The following is a 19,368-nucleotide window of genomic DNA, read 5'->3' as shown; positions in this document are numbered from 1 at the left end:
CGGGGGGTGAACGGGCCATTTCACTGGTTAACCACTGAAATGGCGCCGGGCGCGCCGGGCGCGTCGGGCCGCGCCGGGCCGGAGCGGGGCGGGCGGGGCGGGCGGGGCGGTGGGGCGAGGCGGGGCGCGGCGGAGCGGGGGCGCGGGGGCGCGGCGGAGCGGCGGAGCGGGGGGCGCGGCGGAGCGGGGGGCGCGGCGGAGCGGGTGTGCGGCGGAGCGGGGGTGCGGCGGAGCGGGGGTGCGGCGGAGCGGGCCAGGGGTGCGGGCGGGGTGCGGGCTGGCTGGTGGGGCGGGGGGTCAGGTGGTTTTGAGGGTGTGGAGGCCTTGCCAGAGGAGGTTCTGGAGGGTGTGGGCGACCTTTTCCGGGGTGGGGGGGTTCGGGGTGCGGGTCCGCCAGATGGCCAGGCGTTCGGTGGCGCCGGAGATGCTCTGGGCAACGATCTGGATCTCGTCGTCGGTGACGCGGCCGGCCGGGAGGTTCATCCGGACCATCGTGGCGATCAGCTCGATGAAGGCCGCGCGGACCTCGTCGGTGGCTTCGGCGGCGGGGCCGGTGGCGAGCATGCCTTCGTCGACCAGGACGGACCAGGCGCTCGGGTGGTCGTCGAGGAAGCGGAACCAGGCCAGGAACCCGGCGTACAGCGCGTCCTCGGCATTCGGCGCGGCCAGCACCGCGTCGGCGACGGCCTCCAGGAGCTGGCCGCGGAGGCGGGACAGGCAGGCCAGGAACAGGCCGTCCTTGGAGCCGTAGTACTGGTAGATCAGCGGCTTCGAGACGCCGCCCATGACGGCGACCTCGTCCATCGAGGTGGCCTGGTAGCCGCGTCGGCCGAAGATCTGCTCCGCGGCCTCGAGGATCTCGCGTTCCCGGGCGGCCCGGTCGCGGCGGCGTTTCGGCGGGTCGTGAGTGGTGGAGGTCACTTGCGCAGTCTAACTGACTCCGAGTAACTTACTGGGAGTAAGTTCCGCTGACGGGCTGGAGAACCTCATGGTTGAGCAGCATCGGATCGTGGTGATCGGGACCGGTTTCGCCGGGATCGGGATGGCTGTCCGGCTGAAGCAGGCCGGGTTCGAGGACTTCGTCGTCCTGGAGCGCGCCGGCGACGTGGGTGGGACCTGGCGCGACAACACGTACCCGGGCTGCCGCTGCGACGTGCCCTCGCACCTGTACTCGTTCTCGTTCGCGCCCAACCCGGACTGGTCGTCGACCTTCTCCCCGCAGCCCGAGATCGAGGACTACCTCCGCAAGGTGACCGACGCGTTCGGGGTCCGCGACCACATCCGCTTCGGCCGTACGGTCGAGTCGGCGGACTGGGACGGTGACCGGTGGCGCATCCGGACCGGCGAAGGCGAGTTCACGGCCGACGTACTGGTGTCGGGCATGGGTCCACTCGCGGAACCGGCCTACCCGAAACTGCCAGGAATCGAGTCGTTCGAGGGTCCGGTCTTCCACTCGGCCGAGTGGGATCACGACGTCGACCTGGCCGGCCGGAAGGTGGCGGTGATCGGTACCGGCGCGTCGGCGATTCAGTTCGTACCCGCGATCCAGCCTGAGGTCGAGGAACTGCACCTGTTCCAGCGCACGCCCCCTTGGGTGATGCCGCGTCCGGACCGCAAGATCACGCCGCTGGAGCGGTCCGTGTTCCGCAGGTTTCCGCTGGCGCAGAAGGCGGTTCGGGCCGGAATCTACTGGGGCCGCGAGTCGATGGTGCTCGGGTTCACCAAGTTGCCGGCGATCATGAAGCAGGCGCAGAAGGTGGCCGAGCGGCACCTCGCCCAGCAGGTCCGCGACCCGTTGCTGCGCGCCAAGGTGACACCGGACTTCACCCTCGGCTGCAAGCGCGTGCTGCTGTCCGACGACTACTACCCGGCCGTCGCGCGGCCGAACGTCGAGGTGGTCACCGACGGGATCGCCGAGGTGACGCCGACCGGGATCGTCACCACTGACGGCGTGAAGCACGAGGTCGACACGATCATCTACGGCACCGGGTTCCGGGTCACCGATCTGCCGGTGATGGACCTGGTGCACGGTCGCGACGGCGTCTCGCTGCGGGACGCGTGGTCCGACGGGATGGAAGCCCATCTCGGTACGGCGATCAGCGGCTTCCCGAACTTCTTCATGCTGATCGGCCCGAACACCGGCCTCGGTCACAGCTCGATGGTGTTCATGATCGAGTCCCAGATCGCGTACATCGTGGACGCGCTGAAGACGATGGACGCGAACGGTCTCAAGGCGGTCGAGGTGCGGCGGGACGTCCAGCGCGCCTTCGTCGACGGCGTCCGCGCTTCGATGCGGAACACGATCTGGACCCGCGGCGGCTGCACGAGCTGGTACCTGGACGCGCAGGGCCGCAACACCACGCTCTGGCCGTCGTTCACGTTCCGGTTCCGGCAGCTGACCAGGCGGTTCGACCCGGGTCAGTACGAGACTGTCGCTATGTGACATTGAGCGTGTTACATTCGATCGGTCGGATAGCCCCGGCTGATCGGAGGACCCGTGCTGCCCCAACTGCTGCCCCAGCTGGTGGCATTGCACGGGATCGGCGGCCGCGGGGATCTGCCGGTGCCGACCTGGCTGGCCGTGTACTCGGCCGGCGCCGCGGTCGCGGTCTCGTTCTTCGCGCTCGGCGCGTTCTGGTCCCGGCCGAGGTTCGAGCTCGTCTCCGGCCGCCCGGTGCGCGCGCTGACGAAGGTCGTCGATCACCCCGCGACCCGCGTCACGCTGAAGGTCGCGGGCGTGCTGGCGCTCGGCGTACTGCTCGGCGCCGCCTGGTTCGGTGATCCCGATCCGTCCAGAAACCCGGCGCCGACCTGGCTGTACGTATGGATCTGGGTCGGCATCATCCCGCTCTCACTGCTCTGCGGGCCGATCTGGCGCATTGCCAACCCGTTGCGTACGCTCGCCGCGCTGATCCCGCGTGCGTCGTACCGGCGACTGCCCGACGGCATCGCGTACTGGCCGGCGGTGGCCGGTCTCGCGGCATTCCTCTGGCTGGAGCTGGTGTACCCGGAGGGCTCCGATCCGCGCATCGTCGCTCTCGCCGGCACCGCGTACGCGATCATAAATGTTGCCGCGGGCATCGTTTTCGGGCCGGCCTGGTTCGGCATCGGTGACAGCTTCGAGGTGTACGCCGAGGTGCTGGCGCGACTGTCGCCGCTCGGTCGCGGAAGTGATGGTGTGATCGGCGTACGCAATCCGCTCGCGGGGCTGGCCACGATGCCGCGGCGGACCGGGATCGTCGGGTTGTTGTGCCTGCTGCTCGGGTCGACCGCGTTCGACGGGATCTCCCGATGGTCGGTGTGGACGCAGCGGACCGGCGAATTCGGCAAAGCGCAGCACCTGCTCGTGTACACGCTCGGCCTGGTCGTGGCGGTGGCGATTGTCACCGGCCTGTTCCTGGCCGGCGCGGTGGGGTTGCCGAAGGCGTTCGCGCACTCGCTGGTGCCGATCGCGATCGGGTACGCCGTCGCGCACTACTTCTCGTTCGCGATGTTCCAGGGGCAGGCGGGGTGGCTGCTCGCGACCGATCCGTTCGGGCGTGGCTGGGATCTGTTCGGGACGAGCGGGGCGCGGATCGACTACGCGTTCCTGACCACGGGGGTGATCGCGGGGGTCCAGATCGGCGCGATCGTGCTCGGACACGTACTTGGGGTCGTGTCCGCGCACGATCGCGCTGCCGGGCTGTTCCGGCGCCGGCGGTTGCGGCGGGCGCAGTACCCGATGCTGGCCGCGATGATCGCGTTCACGGCCGGCGGGATCGCGCTGGTGACGGCGTCGTGATGAGCGTCATGAGCAGCGTCATGAGCAGGGCAGTGATCGGGGCCGGGTCGTGATCGGGCTGCATCTGGGTGGGGTGCCGGAGGCCGCGATGGTGCTGGGGCCGATCGCGCTGATCGTCGCGTTCCTCCGGATCGCGCGGCGGAACGAGGCGAACCTGCCCGACGACGAGGACGAGTACGCCGACCTCGGCGATCTGCCGGACCGGGTCACGCGCCCCGATCCGGACAAAGCTCGAGGCCCGGCAGACACCCCTGCGGTCCGCCGGGCCTCGCCCCGTACCCCGTCCCCGTGAGCCTGTTGGCTGAAGCTCAGAACGGCAGCCGTCGACCGGACGGTGTCCGAAGGTCAAGGGTTTCGGTCTGCAGCCGGCGGGTGGCGGTGCGGGGCCGCCGACGGATCCTGATCTGTCGCATCGTCGTCCTCCTGCTTCGTGGCCCGTTCTGACAAGTACACGCTGACGCATCCCGGCCGGTTCACGCATGCGGAGGATTACCTAGTTCCCACCCCAGAAACCCCTGACCCACCCCGAGTGGCGGTGCCTAGCCGGTCGAGGGCAGCCCGTCCGGCGCGACGCCCAGCTCTTCGTACGCGACCAGCTCGATCTCGCGCGCCATCGCCTCCCGGAACGCGGCCACCAGCGCCTGGCCGGCCAGCGGGATGATGCCCTCCAGCGTGCGCTGGATCTCCGGCCAGCCGTCGGCCGGCATCCCGGCCTTGGTGAAGTCGCGCCAGACCGTCGAGCGGAACAGTTCGACGTACGTCTTCGCGACCGCGTCCGCCTGCGTGAACAGCCGGGGGAGCATCTCCAGGATCGCGTCCAGCGGTACGCCGAGCTTGATCACCTCGAGGCCGGTCCGGAGCAGGTCCGGGTTCGGGATCCGCAGCCGGTCGGCGTCGATCCGCTCGGCGATTCCCAGCTCGACCAGCCGCGCGATCACCGCCGGGTCGTGCGGTACGCCGGCCCGCTCGGCCAGCTGGCGTTCGTCCAGTACCTCAGGCTCGGCCGGCGTCCAGGGGTTCACCAGTGTCTCGAACACGCCCAGCGCGAGCGCGCCGTCGGGCAGTTCGCCCAGCATCCGCTCGACCGCGGCCAGCGTGTAGCCCTTCTCCAGCAGCTCGCGGACCAGCGTCAGCCGGGCCACGTGATCCTGCCCGTAGTACCCGGTGCGGCCGACCAGCCGGGGCGGCGGGATCAGCCCGCGACCGGCGTACGCCCGTACGTTCCGGACCGTCATGCCCACCTTGGCGGCGAGCTGGTCGACGGTGAGCTCCTCGTCCGGCTTGTGTTCCACCCTTGACAGTCTTCCAGACTCCTCGTTACATAATGCATGTAACATCATGTATGGCGCATTCAAGGAGGCTCGATGGCGATCCCGCTGGCGACCACCGGTACGGCGAGCTTCGGCCAGATCGCGATCGTCACCGGCGTGGTCTCGCTGCTGTACCTCGCACTAGCCGTGCTGTTGTGGCGGGAACGCACCGGGCACGTCACCCTGGTAGGCAGGTTCGCGGACACCATCGGGAGACTGGACGGAGTCCCCCGATGGGCCGCGCTCACTCCGTACCTGCACGCGGTTTCGCTGCTCGCTTGCGCGTTCGGCGTCTGGTGGGACATCGCCGTACACATCGCCCGCGGCCGCGACACCGGTCCGTTCGGGACGCCGGCGCACTACCCGATCTTCTTCGGCATCCTGGGCGTGATCGTGTCCGGCGTCCTGCCGATCGCACTCGCCGGCAAGCCGCTCCCGGCCCGGACGATCCGGCTCACCAAAGGCTGGCGCATCCCGTGCAGCGCCGCGCTGGTGACGGTCTGCGGCACGTTCGCGCTGGTCGGGTTCCCGCTCGACGACGTCTGGCACCGGTTGTTCGGCGAGGACGTCACGCTCTGGGGACCGACCCACCTGCTGATGATCGGCGGCGTGGTCTTCTCGATCTTCGCCCGGCTGCTGGCAATCGCCGAGGTCGAACAGTTAGGTCCTGTCTGGCCGAACAAGCGCCGGCTGTTGCAGGAGGTCGTTTCGGTCGGGGCGTTGCTGATCGCGTGGGACCTGTTCAGCACCGAGTTCAACTACGGCGTACCGCAGTTCCCGCTGATCCTGCAGCCGATCCTGATCGTCTTCGGCGCCGCGATGGCGTTCACGATCCTGCGTGCCCGTCGCGGACCGGGGTCGACGTTCGGCGCGCTGGCCGTGTACCTGGTGATCCGCGGCGCGATCGCCTGGGCGGTGGCCGAGCCGTTGGGCCAACTCGTCGGGCACTTCCCGTTGCTGATCGTCGAGGCGATCCTGGTCGAGGTGGTGGCGTTTGCCCTCGGCAACAAGAATCGGTTCCGGCTGGGCGTGGTCGCCGGGGTCCTGATCGGGACGGTCGGCGTGGTCGCGGAGTACGCGTGGAGTCAGGTCTGGATGCCGATCGCGTGGCCGTCGTCGATGCTGCCGGCGGCGATCGGGTACGGCGTCGTCGCGGGAATCGGTGCCGGTCTGGTCGGTGCCTGGCTCGCGACGCGGTACGCCGAAGTGGCCGGAGAAGCGCGGCCGATCGGGATCAAACACATCCGGCCGGTGGCGGTTCGCCGTACGCATCAGTTGGGCGCGATCGGTTTGGTGGCGGTCGCGGCGACGGTGTTCTTCTGCGTACCGCGGTCGGCGCATCCTGGCGTGTCCGGGACCGTGTCGCTGGAGCCGGTCGTGACCGGAGCGCAGCCGACGGCGTACGTGACGATCGCGCTGACGCCGAGCGACGCGGCCGATGGGGCGCGCTGGTTCGAGGCGCTGGCTTGGCAGGGTGGTGGTTTGGTATACCACCCGATGGAGAAGGTTGCCGAGGGCACCTACCGGTCCAAGGACGCGCTGCCGATGTACGGGAAGTGGAAGTCGATGATCCGGCTGCACCAAGGGCAGCGCGATCTGGTGGCGACCTGGGTGTACGCGCCGGAGGACGTAGCGATCGCGAAACCGGCTGTCCAGGTGTCGGATGGGCAGACGGTGTCGTTCATCAACGAACAGGAGGTGCTGCGGCGCGAGGAACGTACTGACGTGCCACGATGGATGTGGAACGCCGGGTACGCGCTGCTCGCGGTGGTCGGACTACTTGAAGTCGCCGGAATCGCCTGGCTGGTCGGCCGCGGCGCCCGAGGCGGACGACTACGAGCCGCCCACCTGGCGACAGACACACGAACAGCGCCGGCAGAACGGGAGACCAGGTGACCATGCAGCTGGAGCGGTCTGGGGTTACGACGGCTGATGGGGTGCGGCTGAACGTTGAGGTCAGTGGGCGGGCGGATGCGCCGGTGACGGTGCTGCTTGTGCACGGGTGGACCTGCTCGACGCGTTCGTGGCACAACCAGGTCGAGCGGTTGCCGGAGATCCTCGGGGCGGACGGGGTGCGGGTGGTCACGTACGACCATCGCGGGCACGGGCGCTCCGCAGCGGCGCCGGCCGGGTCGATGCGGATCGAGCAACTGGCTGACGACCTGGTCACGGTTATGGACGAGGTCGTCGGCGACGGACCGGTGGTGTACGCCGGGCACTCGATGGGCGGGATGACGTTGATGGCGCTGGCCGATCAGCGGCCGGAGCTGTTCGGCGACCGGATTCGCGCGGCTGCCCTGGTCAGCACCTCCTCCGGCCACATCGCCGAAGGCGCCCTCGGCCTCCCCAAACGCCTGGACCCCGCCGCCGCCCGCATCGCCCCCCGCGTGATGAACCTGGTAGGCACCCGAGTCGACCGCCGAACCACCCGCCTGACCGAAACCACCCGCTCGGCTGAAGCCGCCGCCGTCGGCGCGGCCGGCACCCGGCGCGAGCGGCTGAGTGGCTCCGGTCGTAGCGCCGGGATCGGGAGCCGGGCCGGCGCCGCCCGGCGGGCGGCCGCGCGGTTGCAGGGGCCGGCGTTGCGGCGGGTCGTGTTCGGGAAGAAGGCTGATCCGGCTGAGGTCGCGTTGTTCCTGGAGGATCTCGCGATCGTGCCCGGCGCTTCGTACGGCGGGTTCTTCGAGGCGATCCTCCAGCACGACCGAGGTCACGCCCTCAAGGCTCTGGACGAGATCCCGGTCGAGATCATGCACGGTACCCGCGACCGCCTGCTCCCGCCCCGCCACGCCAACCAGCTGGCCACCGAACTACCCACCGCCCGGCTCTGGATCTACCCCGGCGCCGGCCACATGCTGATGCAGGAACGGCCCCGCGACGTGACCCATCGTCTCGCGTCCCTCGCCCGCAAGGTGTCCGGCTGAGAGTCGCGTCACGGCCGGCCGGCCCGTCCTCGCCTACGCTCGACCCGTGCAGAACCTTCTCTCCGACATCGTGGTCGTGGACCTGACCCGTGCCCTGGCGGGGCCACACGCGGCGATGATGTTCGGGGACCTCGGCGCCCGCGTGATCAAGGTCGAGACGCCGAACGGCGGTGACGACAGCCGTGGCTGGGGTCCACCGTTCGTCGACGGCGAGTCCACCTACTACCTGTCCGCGAACCGCAACAAGGAGTCCGTCACCGCCGACCTCAAGTCCGCCGACGGCAAGGAGTTCCTGACCAAGCTGGTCCGCAAGGCCGACCTCCTGATCGAGAACTTCCGCCCCGGTGTACTCGACCGGCTCGGCTTCTCGGTGCAGCGGCTGCACGAGCTCAACCCCGGCCTGGTGATCCTCTCGATCACCGGCTTCGGCCACGACGGTCCCGACGGCGGCCGAGCCGGGTACGACCAGATCGCGCAGGGCGAGGGCGGTCTGATGAGCATCACCGGCGAGTCCGAACCGACGAAGGTCGGTGCCCCGATCGCGGACCTGCTGGCCGGCATGTACGGCGCGTACGGTGCCCTCGCCGCGCTGCACGAGCGATCGATCACGGGCAAGGGCCGCGTCGTACGCACCAGCCTGCTCGCCTCGGTCGTCGGCGTGCACGCGTTCCACGGGACGAAGTGGACGGTCGCGCACGAGCTGCCGGTGCGGGTCGGCAACCATCACGCGCAGATCGCGCCGTACGGGCTGTATCGCACTCAGGACGACATCGTGCAGGTGGCGGTCGGCAGCGAAGGACTGTGGCGCCTGTTCGCCCCGATCGTCGGACTCGACCCGGACGACGAACGGTTCGCCGTCAACTCGCAGCGGGTCGCGCATCGCGACGCCTTGACCACGGCGATCGAAAGCGCGTTCGCGGCGTACCCGGCTGACGTGTGGCTGGAACGCCTTGCGGAGCAGGGGATTCCGGCCGGGAAGGTCCGCGACTTCCAGCAGGTGTACGAGTGGGAGCAGACGCGCTCCCAGGGTCTGTTGATCGACGTCGAGCACCCGACCCTCGGCACGATCCAGCTCCCCGGCCCACCGCTGCGCTTCGACGACAACCCCCACGCCGGCGCCCGCGAAACCAACCTGGCCCCACCCCGCCTCGGGGAGCACAACGAGTCGGTGCGCGCCTGGCTGGAGGAGTAGGCGAACCTGCGCCACTCACCAACCACTCGCCAGCTGCCGAGTCCCCGCTCAGCTGAGCGTCGCACTCGGCTGGTCCTGGAGGTTGGTGAGTGTTGGGCGTCCGCCCGTTGAGGCACGCACCACCAGCTCCGGCCGGATCAGGGTCTTTCGGGGGCGCTCGACGGTGGTCTTCAGGCGTTGGAGGAGGAGGTCGACGGCGGTGGTGCCGACCTCGGCCGCGGGGAGGCGGACCGTGGTGAGGGGCGTTTGCAGGTACGCCGCGTACGGGTGGTCGCCGTAGCCGGTGATCGCGACGTCGTCGGGTACGGTCAGGCCGCGTTCGGCGAGGACCCGGAGCAACCCGAGGGCGAAGTAGTCGTTGCCGGTCACGATCGCGTCCGGATGCCCGTCGGTGAAGAGCGTTTGCGCGAACCGGTACGCCTCCTCCGGCTGCCAGGGCAGTGCCAGCGAGTCGTACCGCCGCGTCGGGACCGTACGGATCAGGTCGTCGGAGACGTCCAGCCCGGCGTCGGTCATCGCGCGCCGGAAGCCGCTGATCCGGTCCGCGGTGGTGGTGATCGGCAGGTCCTCTTCGAGCAGGAGCAGCCGGCGCGCGCCGCCCGCGACCAGGTGGCTGGTCGCCTCGTACGATCCGCGTTCGTAGTCGACCCCGACCATGTCGCAGTCGAGCTCGGGTACGTCACGGTTGACGAACACCAGCGGGATACCGGTGTCGCGGACGCGGCGCCAGTGGTCCCACTCGGCCTGCACCGGGACGACCACCGCGCCGTCGACCGCGGAGCGCAGCAATGCCTCGGTGGCGCGCTGCTCGTTCTCCGCGCTCTCGTCGGTGACGAGCAGCAGCAACGAGTACCCCTGGGCGCGGACCCGAAGCTCGATGCTGCTGATCAGCTGCGCGTAGAACGGGTTGGACGGGTTGGTGATGACCAGCCCGAGCGTCATCGCGGAGCCGAGGACGAGCGACCGGGCCAGCGTGTTCGGGACGTACCCGATCCGGGCCGCCTCGGCCTGCACGGCGGCCCGGGTCCGCGCGCTGACACTGTCCTTGTCGCCGAGCGCGCGGGACACGGTGTTCACCGACAGCCCGAGCGCGGACGCGATGTCCCGCAGCGTCGCGCGCCGTGCCTCAGTCATCGCCCCCGCCTACTTTCTCTATGCCTTCACGGCCAGGTGGATCCGGACCTGGACCGAGCCCTCGACCTTAGCGCGCAGCCGCAGCCAGTGGCCGAACCCGGTGGCCGGCCAGCTCACCAGTTTGCCCGGTACGGCGACGTGCTCCAGCTCGTCGAGGTCACACCAGGTGATGCCGTCGGGGGAGACCTGGGTGACGTACGTGGCCGTACCGGTACCGCCGACGTGCTGCACGAACCAGCGTGCCTCACTCGCCCAGGCAACCTCGTACGGCTCGGTGGCGAAGCCGGTGCCGAACGTGGTGTCGCGTTCCAGGACCGCCGTCAGGGACTGTCGCATGGGCCTACCAATCAACCGAGATGAGGACGGAGTCGAGGAAGAGGAAGTTGCGTACGGAGCTGTGGGTGCGGACCGAGAAGTAGAAGTTCAACAGGTTCTCGAGCGTCTCGTAGCGTTCCTCGTACGGCGGGACCGGCACGTCGCGCATGTCCATCACCCGGTCGTTGACCTGCAGCTCGACGTTCTTGCGCTTGTCGGTGTCGATCAGCCAGCGCAGGTAGTGCCAGTTCACCTTGGTCGGGACCTCGTTGTAGCAGAGCTCCTGCGGCTCACCGAACGCCTGCCAGTCCTCCGGGTTCGGCGCGGTGAAGTCGGCCGCGTACGGCAGTTTCACCTTGCCTTCGAAGTGCTCCCGCGGCGTCGGTTCGGGTACGGTCGGCGCGATCCACTGCCGGGTGAAGTGGTTGTCCAGATCGGTGTTCTGGTATCGCGCGACCGTGTGGTACCGCAGCCCACCGTCGCCGCAGAGATCCGTCGCGACCGTGAACGCGCCGAACTGCGCCTCGGACGGATGGGTGTTGCCGTCCCACTGCACGTCGCCGAAGTTGTCCAGTTCGGCGCCGCCGCCGAGCGTTGCCTCGGACTTGAAGGCGAAGTACGTCTCCAGCTGGACGAGTCCGCGGCCGCTCATCGTCAGCCGCCGGATCGCCACCGCGGTGTGGCCCTTGTACGGGCGGGTGGCGAGCTTGAGCGCGTACGTGCCGCTGAGCGCGCCGTGGGTACCGATGTCGAAGAAGTTGCAGGCCGACAGTTGCGGCGGCCGGAAGTCGCGCATGTGGTCGTCGACCGTGCTCAGGTCGCCGCGACCGTTGTAGTTGCCGAGCAGCTCGGTCCAGCCGTGCGTACCGCTGTCGAACTCGTCGAACGCCAGGATGCGCGGCAGCGGCGAGAACTTGGACAGCCGCGGATCGGCGGCGAGCAGAGCGGCGCGCACGTCGGATGTCGTCACGCAGTGCCTCCCAGGAAGTGGATGTGCGGTCAAGTTAACGTTCACGGGAATTGCCCGTCAATGGGTCGTTTCGCCCTGAGCAACGCTGGTCTATTGACACGTAAATAACACGCTTCTACGGTGCATTAACGCTACCGTTAACGTTCACGGTGGTTCCCCCTTTCCCCTGGGAGGCATCCATGCAGTCGCTGAGTCGTGCGCTCACCGTCCTGGCTGAGCTGAACCGCGAGGACCGCGCGTACGGCGTGACCGAGCTGGCCGTCACGGTGGGTCTGCACAAGAGCACCGTGCACCGGATTCTGGCCACCTTCTGCGCCCACGGACTGGCCGACCGGGTCGGCGACCACCGCTACACCGCGCGCGACGGCCTGTCCGCGCTGCGCCGGACGACCGACCGCCGGCCCGGCTCCGAGCACGCCCTCGCCGCCCTCGGCAACCGCCTCGGCCGCCTGGTCGTCCTCGCCAAACCACTACCGAAGAGCACCGGCACGGTCCTCCAGATCACCGCGGTTGCCGACGGCGCGGGCGCCCCGGTAATTCGGCCGGGGCACGCGGTTTCGCTGCATCGCAGTGCGCTCGGTCGCGCGTACCTTTCTGCTCTTCCGGTCGATCAGGTCAGCGGTACGCCGGATCTGCTCGACACCCTGCAGCGGATTCGGCTGTCCGGGTTCGCGCACAACGCGCGGCCGGTCGCGTCGTTGCCGCGGATGGTCGCGGTGCCGGTGCGGGCGCGGGACGGCAGTTGCGCGGGCGCGCTCGGCGCGGAGCTGATCCAGCCCGGCTCGATCGACGAGCTCCGGCGCGTGGTTTCGGTACTGCGGAGCGGCGTCTGATGGGGGCGTACGTTGTCCGGCGGCTGTTCTTCTCGCTGTTCGTGCTGTGGGGCGCCGTCACGATCATCTTCGTCGTACTGCGGCTGGTGCCCGGCGACCCGGCGTACATCATGCTCGGGCCGGACGCGGACCAGGCGCAGGTCGCCGCGCTCCGCGCCCAGCTCGGGCTCGATCACTCGCTGATCCAGCAGTACGCGACGTACCTGGCGAACGTCGTGCACCTCGACTTCGGCGAGTCGTTCCGGCTGAACGCGGACTCGATGAGCCTTGTCCTGCAACGGGTTCCGGCCACCATCCAGCTGGCGTCGACCGCGCTGCTGCTGTCGTTGCTGATCGGTCTGCCGCTCGGCGTGATCGCGGCGCTGCGGGCGCACACCTGGGTCGACCGGACGATCTCGGTGTTCTCGCTGATGGGCCAGTCGACGCCGTCGTTCTGGCTGGGGATCGTGCTGATCCTGGTGTTCGCGCGCGGCCTGAAAGTCTTGCCCAGCGCGGGTTCCGGTACCTGGTCACACTTGGTGCTGCCAACGATCACGCTCGCGCTGCCGTTCCTGGCGATCCTGGTCCGGCTGACCCGGAGCGGCCTGCTCGAAGTGGTGCACGAGGGGTACGTGCAGACCGCGCGGGCGAAGGGACTCGGCGAGGGGATCGTGATCCTCGTGCACGCGTTGCGGAACGCGCTGATCCCGATCGTGACCGTGGTCGGGCTGCAGCTCGGTGCGCTGCTCGGCGGCACCGTGATCGTGGAGACGGTGTTCGCCTGGCCCGGTGTCGGCCGGTTGCTGATCGACTCGATCGGGCGCCGCGACTACGGCGTGGTCCAGGCGTCGATCTTGCTGGTGGCAACGATCTTCGTCGGCATCAACCTGCTCGTTGACCTTCTGTACGGCTTCCTGGACCCGCGGGTCCGTCTGGCGGGTGACTGACGTGACTGTCGAACTTTCGGTACCGGCGCCGGTGGCCGCGCGCCGGCGTAACCGGGCCGGGTCGGCGCGAATCCGGTTCGGGTTCACGGTGATCGCCGGGTACGTGGTGGCCGCGGCGATCGGGCCGTGGCTGGTCCACTACAACCCGGTCGACACCCGGACCGCCGACCGGCTGAAACCACCGTTCAGCCGGCTGTCGGACGGGTCGTTCGCGATCTTCGGCACCGACCAGGTCGGTCAGGACCTGCTCGCCCAGATGTTGCAGGGGGCAAGGATCTCGATCGCGGTCGGGCTGGCGACGCTGCTGCTCGCCGGAACCATTGGCGTCACCATCGGACTGGCCGCCGGGTACTTCGGCGGCTGGCTGGACGGCGTACTGATGCGGCTCGCCGACATCCAGCTGGCGTTTCCCTCGATCCTGCTGGCGATCTTCATCGCCGCGCTGCTCGGTCCCTCGGTGGTGAACGTGGTGATCGTGCTCGCGGTCGCGAACTGGGTGACCTTCGCCCGGGTAGCGCGCGGGCAGGCGCTGGCGACCCGGCGGCGGGAGTTCGTCGACGCGTCCCGGACCCTCGGCGCCGGCACCTGGCGGCTGATCACCCGGTGCGTCCTGCCGGCCTGTGTCGCGCCGGTGCTGGTGGTCGCGACGGTCGAGATCGGGCACGTGATCCTCGCCGAGGCGTCGCTGAGCTTTCTCGGCCTCGGCACCCCGGCGAGTACGCCGAGCTGGGGCGTGACGATCGCGAACGGCCGCAACTACCTCGCCGACGCGTGGTGGATCTCGACCGTTCCGGGGATCGCGCTGGCGTTCCTGGTGATCTCGCTCGGCGTGCTCGGTGACGCGCTCCGGGACCGGTACGACCCGCGGTTGAGGAGCCTGTGATGGGTGACGGCGTGCTGAACCCGCTGCTGAGCGTGCGGGAGTTGCGGGTCGAATTCGCGACCTCCGGTGGCGTGGTGACCGCGGTCGACGGGGCCTCGTTCGACGTCGCGGCCGGGGAGACGGTCGCGCTGCTCGGCGAGTCCGGGAGCGGGAAGAGCGTGACCGCGCAGGCGTTGCTGGGCATCGTGCCGAAGCCGGCCGGCCGGGTCACGGGCGGCAGCGTTTCGTACGACGGGCGCGATCTGCTCGCCGCCGGGACGGCGAAAAGCCTCCGCGGGCGGGAGATCGCGATGGTATTCCAGGACCCGTTGAGCTCGCTGAACCCGGTGTTCCGGGTCGGTACGCAGATCGGCGAGATGTTCCGCCGGCATCGCGGCGCGTCCCGGAAGCAGGCCCGGGCGGAGGCGCTGGAGCTGATGAAACGGGTTGGTATACCAGCGGCGTCGAAGCGGCTGGACGACTATCCGCACCAGTTCTCCGGCGGGATGCGGCAGCGGGTGATGATCGCGATGGCGCTCGCGCTGGCGCCGAAACTGCTGATCGCGGACGAGCCGACGACCGCCCTCGACGTCACGGTCCAGGCGCAGATCATGGACCTGCTGACCCGGCTGCAGGCCGAGGAGGGCATGTCGCTGGTGCTGATCACGCATGACCTCGGCGTGGTCGCCGACGTCGCCGATCGGGTGGTCCTGATGTACGCCGGTCGCGTCGTCGAGACCGGTCCGTTGCGTGAGGTGTACGAACACAGCGCGCATCCGTACACGTCCGGGCTGATGGCGTCGGTCCCCGCCCTGGACGGTCCGCGCGACCGCCTCACTCCCATTCAAGGCGCTCCACCCGACCTGCTCGCTCTTCCAACCGGCTGCTCCTTCAACCCCCGCTGCCAGTACGCCGACGCCCTCTGCACCACCACTCAGCCCGAGCTGGCCCACCTCCCCACCCGCCCCGCCACCCACCAAGCCGCCTGCCACCACCCGGAAGGAGCCCTCCATGCCGGCTGAACCGCAATTCAGCACCCCCACTGGTTCGCACCCCGGCTCGCCTTCCGCGCGGGAGATGTTGTTGTCGGTGCGGGACCTGCACACATCCTTTCCGCTCAGGTCCGCGGTGCTGCGGCGGCGGGTGGGCGAAATTCAGGCAGTGGCAGGCGTGTCGTTCGAGATTCCGGCCGGTGGGACGCTCGGGCTGGTGGGGGAGTCGGGGTCGGGGAAGTCGACCGTGGCGCGGACCATCATCGGGCTGGAGCAGGCGCGCTCCGGCAGCATCGTCTTCGACGGCGAGGAGCTCACCTCGTTGCCCAAAGCATCCATGCGCCGGGTACGCCGCCAGCTGCAGATGATCTTCCAGGACCCGTACGCGTCCCTCAACCCCCGCGCGACCGTCGAGCAGATCATCGCCGAGGCCTGGCAGATCCACCCCGACGTCGTACCCCGCGACCGGCACCGTGCCGAGGTCCGCGAACTCCTCGAACGCGTCGGCCTGAACCCGGATCACGCGAAACGCTATCCACACCAGTTCTCCGGCGGTCAGCGGCAGCGGATCGGGATCGCCCGCGCGCTCGCCCTCCGCCCCAAACTGGTGATCTGCGACGAAGCCGTTTCGGCGCTGGACGTATCGGTCCAGGCACAGGTGCTGAACCTGCTGGAGGACCTCCGCCGGGACCTCGGTCTCGCGTACTTGTTCATCGCGCACGACCTGTCTGTCGTACGCCACATCTCCGAACGCGTCGCGGTGATGTACCTCGGCCGCGTGGTCGAAACCGCTCCGGTCGACGAACTCTTCGCGCGACCGCTGCACCCGTACACGCAGGCGCTGCTGTCCGCGGTGCCGGACCCGAAACCGTGGGACAAACCGGCGCGCGAACAGATCATCATCGGCGGCGACGTGCCGTCCCCGGCGGAGCCGCCGTCGGGTTGCCGCTTCCGGACCAGGTGCTGGAAGGCGGAAGACCGCTGCGCTGACGACGTACCGGAGCTGACCACCCGTCTCGAACTGCATCCGGCCGCATGCCACTTCGCCACCGAACTCGCGGGAGCCGCCCGATGACCGAACTTCTCCTTCTCCGCCACGGCGAGTCGCTGTGGAACGCCGAGCATCGCTATCAGGGTCAGCAGGGTACGGGCCTGAGCGCGCGCGGGCGCCAGCAGGCAAAGGACGCTGCCGACTACTTGCGTACGTACGCGATCGATGCGGTGGTCGCGAGTGATCTGCAACGCGTGACCGAGACGCTGCAGCCGTACTTGGACAGCCGGGATCACGTCGACGTACGCATCGACCGGCGCTGGCGCGAGATCGACGTCGGGTCGTGGGGCGGGCGGACGTTCACGGACGTGTACGCCGAGGAGCCCGACGTCGTGGACGCGTTCGCCCGCGGCGAAGACATCGCAAGAGGAGGCGGAGAAACCTTCAGCCAGCTACGCGCCCGAGTGTGGGAGGCAGCGCGGGATATCACAGATTTCAAATGTGTGTTGGTTGTTACTCATGGTGGACCGATTCGGGTTGCGGCGGCTTCCGCGTTGCGGCTGTCCGCGGGTGGGGAGATGGCGCTTGACCCGCCCTGCAACTGCTCGTTGACCGTGCTTCACCTCGACGGGCTGACCTCGTACAACGTGCCGACCGGGACGGATCGATGACTTCCACCTTCGTGGCGATGACCTACAACCTCTGGTCGGAGTTCTACCTGGACGAGCGCCGGGCCGCGTTGGAGAGCCTGTTCACGATCCGCCCGCCGGACCTGCTCGCCGTACAGGAGCTGCGCCCGGTCACCCGTGACCTCCTCGACGAAGTGCTTCCCGAGCACGACCGCATCGACGGTGAAGCCGGTTGGGCGACGCAGAGCAACCTCTGGTGGCGCCGCGATCTGTTCACCAAACTCGACCACGGCGCCGAGGACGTCGGCATCCTCTCGCCGGACGCCCGCCTGTTCTGGGTACGCCTCCGCACGCCCGACGGCAGCGAACTGCTCTTCAGCACCGCGCACCTCACCTGGCCCGGGCACGCCGACGAACGCGCCGACCACGTCAACCGCCGGATCGCCCAGGCCCGCGCGATCGGCGCGACGCTCGAACGTCTGGCCGGCGACGGCGCCTGCCTGTTCACCGTCGACATCAACGACATCGGCCCACCGCAGTGGGAGCTCGGCAACGCCGGGTTCCTGGACAGTTTCACCGCGCTCGGCCGGCACTCACCGGTGACCCATCCGGTCGTGCCGACGGTTGCCACCGGTCCGATCGGAACCCGGTTGTCACCGCTCGCCTCACCACCCAAAGCGATCGACTGGATCTTCGCCCGCGGCCCCCTCGCCGCCCGTACCAGCGAAGTCGTGGACTTCTTCCACGACGGCCGCGCCCCCTCCGACCACTACCCAGTCGTCGCCACCTATTCGTTCACGCGGCACCACCCCTGAGGAGAACCCCTGTGTTGAGGAAGCGATTCGTGGCGGCGCTCGGCGTCGTCGCACTGGCCAGTGTGGTCACAGTGGCCGCGTGTTCACCGGCCAGTGAACCGAGCAGCAGCGGCGGCGGTGATCAGGTCCTGCGGTACGCGCCGGCGATGTTCCCGGTCTCGCTGGACACCCACAAGTACGCGGGTGAGGAGGCGGTACAGACCGCGATCCAGCAAATCATGGAACCGCTGGTCCGTGTCGACGGCGGCAAGATCGTGCCCGTACTGGCCACGTCCTGGGAGAACCCCGATCCGAACACCTGGGTGTTCGAACTCCGCCCGGGCGTGAAGTTCTCCGACGGTACGCCGTTCACCGCGAAGGACGTGGTCGCTTCGTACCAGCGCCATCAGAAACTCGACGGCCCGCTGGTACCGCTGTACTCGACCGTGACGTCGTTCGCCGCGACCGACGACCGGACCATCACGGTCAAGACCAGCAAACCACTCGGTACGTTGCTGAGTTCCCTGACGCTCCTGTTCATCGGACCGGCCGGCAAGGTCAACGCGGACGGGTTCTTCACCAAGCCGATCGGGACCGGGCCGTTCACGGTGTCCGCGTTCAAGCCCGACGAGAAGCTGGAGCTGGCCGCGAACCCGACGTACTGGGACGGCGCGCCGAAGCTCGGCAAGCTGGAGTTCGTGAACATCCCGGAGGTGTCCGGGCGGATCACCGCGCTGCAGAACGGTGAGGTCGACGTACTCACGCAGATCCCGCCGGACCAGGTCGGATCGGTCAAGGGCAGTGACTCGATCACTTACGCGACGACGCCGAGCTGGACGTACTACTTCGACTGGTTCAACTCCAACCGCAAACCGTTCAACGACAAGCGCGTACGACAGGCGATGTGGCACGCGCTGAACCTCGAAGGCACGGTGAAGGACCTGTTCGGCGAGCTGGCGACGGTGGCGCAGGCCCCGGTCGCACAGGGCGTGATCGGGGCGCCGAAGTTGTCGCCGTACAGCTATGACCCGGCGAAGGCGAAGCAGTTGCTGGCCGCGGCCGGGTACCCGAACGGGTTCACCACGTCGATGCAGTGGCCGCTCGAAGGCGGGCCGAACATCCGCGCGCTGGCGCAGGCGATGATCTCGGACTGGGCCAAGATCGGCGTCACCGTCAAACCGCTGGAGAAGGAACGCGCCCAGTGGCTGGAGGACTTCGGCAAGCTCAACTGGGACATGAACCTCCAGACCAACGTCACCGGCACCGGCGACGCCGACTACACGCTGGCCCGCCTGTACGTGTGTGCCGCGAAGCGCAACGGCTACTGCAACCCGGCCGTCGACAAGCTGCTCCTGGACGCGCGCTCGTCGGTGGACCAGGCCGCGCGGCCGAAGCTGTACCAGGAGGCCGGCCAACTGCTCTGGGACGACGCGGTCGGCATCTTCCCGGCGGACCTGGCCTCGAACTCGGCCATCCGCAGCCGCGTCCAGGGCTTCGTGATGCCACCGAGCGGCCGTCCACTCTTCGCGAAGGTGACCGTCAGCTGACCATTCGATCGTAGTGGAAAGGGTGCCGGGCGGACCGTCCCAGCGACGAAGCTGGGTCACGGTTCCGCCCGTTCGCCGCCAGAGGGTGTCTGAGGGCTTGACGCGTCCGAGGGACGCGGTCTAGCGTCCGGGAAATCGATTACTCGGATTTCCGACCCCGGCGCGGAG

General features: G+C 69.0%; 19 protein-coding genes. 14 read left to right on the top strand and 5 right to left on the bottom strand.

The features are described from left to right. Nucleotides 1–297 precede the first annotated feature (297 nt). Complete coding sequence (locus HDA44_RS18095; protein WP_184835932.1) at nt 298–921, bottom strand: TetR family transcriptional regulator; 624 nt, start codon at nt 919–921, stop codon at nt 298–300. Nucleotides 922–988: 67 nt separating this feature from the next. Here HDA44_RS18095 and HDA44_RS18090 point away from each other — a divergent pair, with 67 nt between their 5' ends. From HDA44_RS18090 to HDA44_RS18080, 3 genes are read left to right on the top strand one after another with little or no spacing between them, the layout of a single operon-like run. Then, nucleotides 989–2,443, top strand: a complete 1,455-nt coding sequence (locus HDA44_RS18090) for a flavin-containing monooxygenase (RefSeq protein WP_184835930.1) — start codon at nt 989–991, stop codon at nt 2,441–2,443. 54 nt (nt 2,444–2,497) lie between these two features. Next, nucleotides 2,498–3,781: a hypothetical protein gene (locus HDA44_RS18085; protein WP_337906093.1), complete on the top strand. Its 1,284-nt coding sequence runs from the start codon at nt 2,498–2,500 to the stop codon at nt 3,779–3,781. A 49-nt stretch (nt 3,782–3,830) separates the two neighbouring features. Beyond that, on the top strand, nt 3,831–4,073 hold the full coding sequence (locus HDA44_RS18080; RefSeq protein WP_184835928.1) for a hypothetical protein: 243 nt from the start codon (nt 3,831–3,833) through the stop codon (nt 4,071–4,073). A 247-nt stretch (nt 4,074–4,320) separates the two neighbouring features. Here HDA44_RS18080 and HDA44_RS18075 read toward each other — a convergent pair whose 3' ends face one another. Further along, complete coding sequence (locus HDA44_RS18075) at nt 4,321–5,073, bottom strand: MerR family transcriptional regulator (RefSeq protein ID WP_319039169.1); 753 nt, start codon at nt 5,071–5,073, stop codon at nt 4,321–4,323. A 72-nt stretch (nt 5,074–5,145) separates the two neighbouring features. Between HDA44_RS18075 and HDA44_RS18070 the strand changes: the two genes are divergently transcribed. Genes HDA44_RS18070 through HDA44_RS18060 form a run of 3 tightly spaced genes read left to right on the top strand, consistent with a single transcriptional unit; the run spans nt 5,146 to nt 9,207 of the window. Beyond that, on the top strand, nt 5,146–6,987 hold the full coding sequence (locus HDA44_RS18070) for a hypothetical protein (RefSeq protein WP_184835926.1): 1,842 nt from the start codon (nt 5,146–5,148) through the stop codon (nt 6,985–6,987). A gap of 2 nt (nt 6,988–6,989) precedes the next feature. Then, nucleotides 6,990–8,015 carry an alpha/beta fold hydrolase gene (locus tag HDA44_RS18065; protein WP_184843816.1) on the top strand — a complete coding sequence of 342 codons (1,026 nt, stop codon included), beginning with the start codon at nt 6,990–6,992 and terminating at the stop codon, nt 8,013–8,015. A gap of 46 nt (nt 8,016–8,061) precedes the next feature. Then, on the top strand, nt 8,062–9,207 hold the full coding sequence (locus tag HDA44_RS18060) for a CoA transferase (protein ID WP_184835924.1): 1,146 nt from the start codon (nt 8,062–8,064) through the stop codon (nt 9,205–9,207). A gap of 48 nt (nt 9,208–9,255) precedes the next feature. Here HDA44_RS18060 and HDA44_RS18055 read toward each other — a convergent pair whose 3' ends face one another. Genes HDA44_RS18055 through HDA44_RS18045 form a run of 3 tightly spaced genes read right to left on the bottom strand, consistent with a single transcriptional unit; the run spans nt 9,256 to nt 11,626 of the window. Then, nucleotides 9,256–10,341 carry a LacI family DNA-binding transcriptional regulator gene (locus HDA44_RS18055; RefSeq protein ID WP_184835922.1) on the bottom strand — a complete coding sequence of 362 codons (1,086 nt, stop codon included), beginning with the start codon at nt 10,339–10,341 and terminating at the stop codon, nt 9,256–9,258. Between the two features lie 18 nt (nt 10,342–10,359). Continuing rightward, nucleotides 10,360–10,677, bottom strand: a complete 318-nt coding sequence (locus HDA44_RS18050; protein ID WP_184835920.1) for a hypothetical protein — start codon at nt 10,675–10,677, stop codon at nt 10,360–10,362. A gap of 4 nt (nt 10,678–10,681) precedes the next feature. After that, nucleotides 10,682–11,626: a DUF6772 family protein gene (locus tag HDA44_RS18045; RefSeq protein ID WP_184835918.1), complete on the bottom strand. Its 945-nt coding sequence runs from the start codon at nt 11,624–11,626 to the stop codon at nt 10,682–10,684. Between the two features lie 179 nt (nt 11,627–11,805). On the opposite strand from HDA44_RS18045, the gene HDA44_RS18040 reads away from it, so the two are divergent. Genes HDA44_RS18040 through HDA44_RS18005 form a run of 8 tightly spaced genes read left to right on the top strand, consistent with a single transcriptional unit; the run spans nt 11,806 to nt 19,200 of the window. Continuing rightward, the gene (locus HDA44_RS18040; RefSeq protein ID WP_184835916.1) at nt 11,806–12,459 is read left to right on the top strand and encodes a helix-turn-helix domain-containing protein; all 654 of its coding nucleotides are present in this window, start codon (nt 11,806–11,808) and stop codon (nt 12,457–12,459) included. Further along, nucleotides 12,459–13,385: a nickel ABC transporter permease gene (gene nikB, locus HDA44_RS18035; protein WP_184835914.1), complete on the top strand. Its 927-nt coding sequence runs from the start codon at nt 12,459–12,461 to the stop codon at nt 13,383–13,385. Before HDA44_RS18040 ends, nikB begins: the two co-directional genes overlap by 1 nt. 1 nt (nt 13,386) lies before the next feature. Further along, on the top strand, nt 13,387–14,268 hold the full coding sequence (locus HDA44_RS38570; protein WP_202887417.1) for an ABC transporter permease subunit: 882 nt from the start codon (nt 13,387–13,389) through the stop codon (nt 14,266–14,268). Then, nucleotides 14,268–15,269, top strand: coding sequence for an ABC transporter ATP-binding protein (locus HDA44_RS18025; RefSeq protein ID WP_184835912.1), 1,002 nt, complete (start codon nt 14,268–14,270; stop codon nt 15,267–15,269). Before HDA44_RS38570 ends, HDA44_RS18025 begins: the two co-directional genes overlap by 1 nt. A 55-nt stretch (nt 15,270–15,324) precedes the next feature. Continuing rightward, nucleotides 15,325–16,314 (top strand): ABC transporter ATP-binding protein, encoded by a 990-nt coding sequence (locus tag HDA44_RS18020; RefSeq protein ID WP_238353135.1) that lies wholly within the window; start codon nt 15,325–15,327, stop codon nt 16,312–16,314. Continuing rightward, entirely contained in the window at nt 16,311–16,901 is a 591-nt protein-coding gene (locus HDA44_RS18015) for a histidine phosphatase family protein (RefSeq protein WP_184835907.1), read from the top strand. Before HDA44_RS18020 ends, HDA44_RS18015 begins: the two co-directional genes overlap by 4 nt. Then, complete coding sequence (locus HDA44_RS18010; protein ID WP_184835905.1) at nt 16,898–17,674, top strand: exonuclease/endonuclease/phosphatase family protein; 777 nt, start codon at nt 16,898–16,900, stop codon at nt 17,672–17,674. Before HDA44_RS18015 ends, HDA44_RS18010 begins: the two co-directional genes overlap by 4 nt. 11 nt (nt 17,675–17,685) lie before the next feature. Next, complete coding sequence (locus HDA44_RS18005) at nt 17,686–19,200, top strand: ABC transporter substrate-binding protein (RefSeq protein WP_184835903.1); 1,515 nt, start codon at nt 17,686–17,688, stop codon at nt 19,198–19,200. Nucleotides 19,201–19,368 lie beyond the last annotated feature (168 nt).

The sequence above is a fragment of the Kribbella solani genome, from assembly GCF_014205295.1.
Taxonomy (GTDB): Bacteria; Actinomycetota; Actinomycetes; order Propionibacteriales; family Kribbellaceae; genus Kribbella; species Kribbella solani.
This window is presented reverse-complemented; position numbering and strand designations above follow the sequence as displayed.

Bases quoted from the DNA above. Each gene is read 5' to 3' on its own strand.
- HDA44_RS18050 (WP_184835920.1), bottom strand. From the start codon at position 10,677: ATGCGACAGTCCCTGACGGCGGTCCTGGAACGCGACACCACGTTCGGC.
- HDA44_RS18020 (WP_238353135.1), top strand. From the start codon at position 15,325: ATGTTGTTGTCGGTGCGGGACCTGCACACATCCTTTCCGCTCAGGTCC.
- HDA44_RS18015 (WP_184835907.1), top strand. From the start codon at position 16,311: ATGACCGAACTTCTCCTTCTCCGCCACGGCGAGTCGCTGTGGAACGCC.
- HDA44_RS18070 (WP_184835926.1), top strand. From the start codon at position 5,146: ATGGCGATCCCGCTGGCGACCACCGGTACGGCGAGCTTCGGCCAGATC.
- HDA44_RS18010 (WP_184835905.1), top strand. From the start codon at position 16,898: ATGACTTCCACCTTCGTGGCGATGACCTACAACCTCTGGTCGGAGTTC.
- HDA44_RS18065 (WP_184843816.1), top strand. From the start codon at position 6,990: ATGCAGCTGGAGCGGTCTGGGGTTACGACGGCTGATGGGGTGCGGCTG.
- HDA44_RS18025 (WP_184835912.1), top strand. From the start codon at position 14,268: ATGGGTGACGGCGTGCTGAACCCGCTGCTGAGCGTGCGGGAGTTGCGG.
- nikB (WP_184835914.1), top strand. From the start codon at position 12,459: ATGGGGGCGTACGTTGTCCGGCGGCTGTTCTTCTCGCTGTTCGTGCTG.
- HDA44_RS18055 (WP_184835922.1), bottom strand. From the start codon at position 10,341: ATGACTGAGGCACGGCGCGCGACGCTGCGGGACATCGCGTCCGCGCTC.
- HDA44_RS18040 (WP_184835916.1), top strand. From the start codon at position 11,806: ATGCAGTCGCTGAGTCGTGCGCTCACCGTCCTGGCTGAGCTGAACCGC.
- HDA44_RS18090 (WP_184835930.1), top strand. From the start codon at position 989: ATGGTTGAGCAGCATCGGATCGTGGTGATCGGGACCGGTTTCGCCGGG.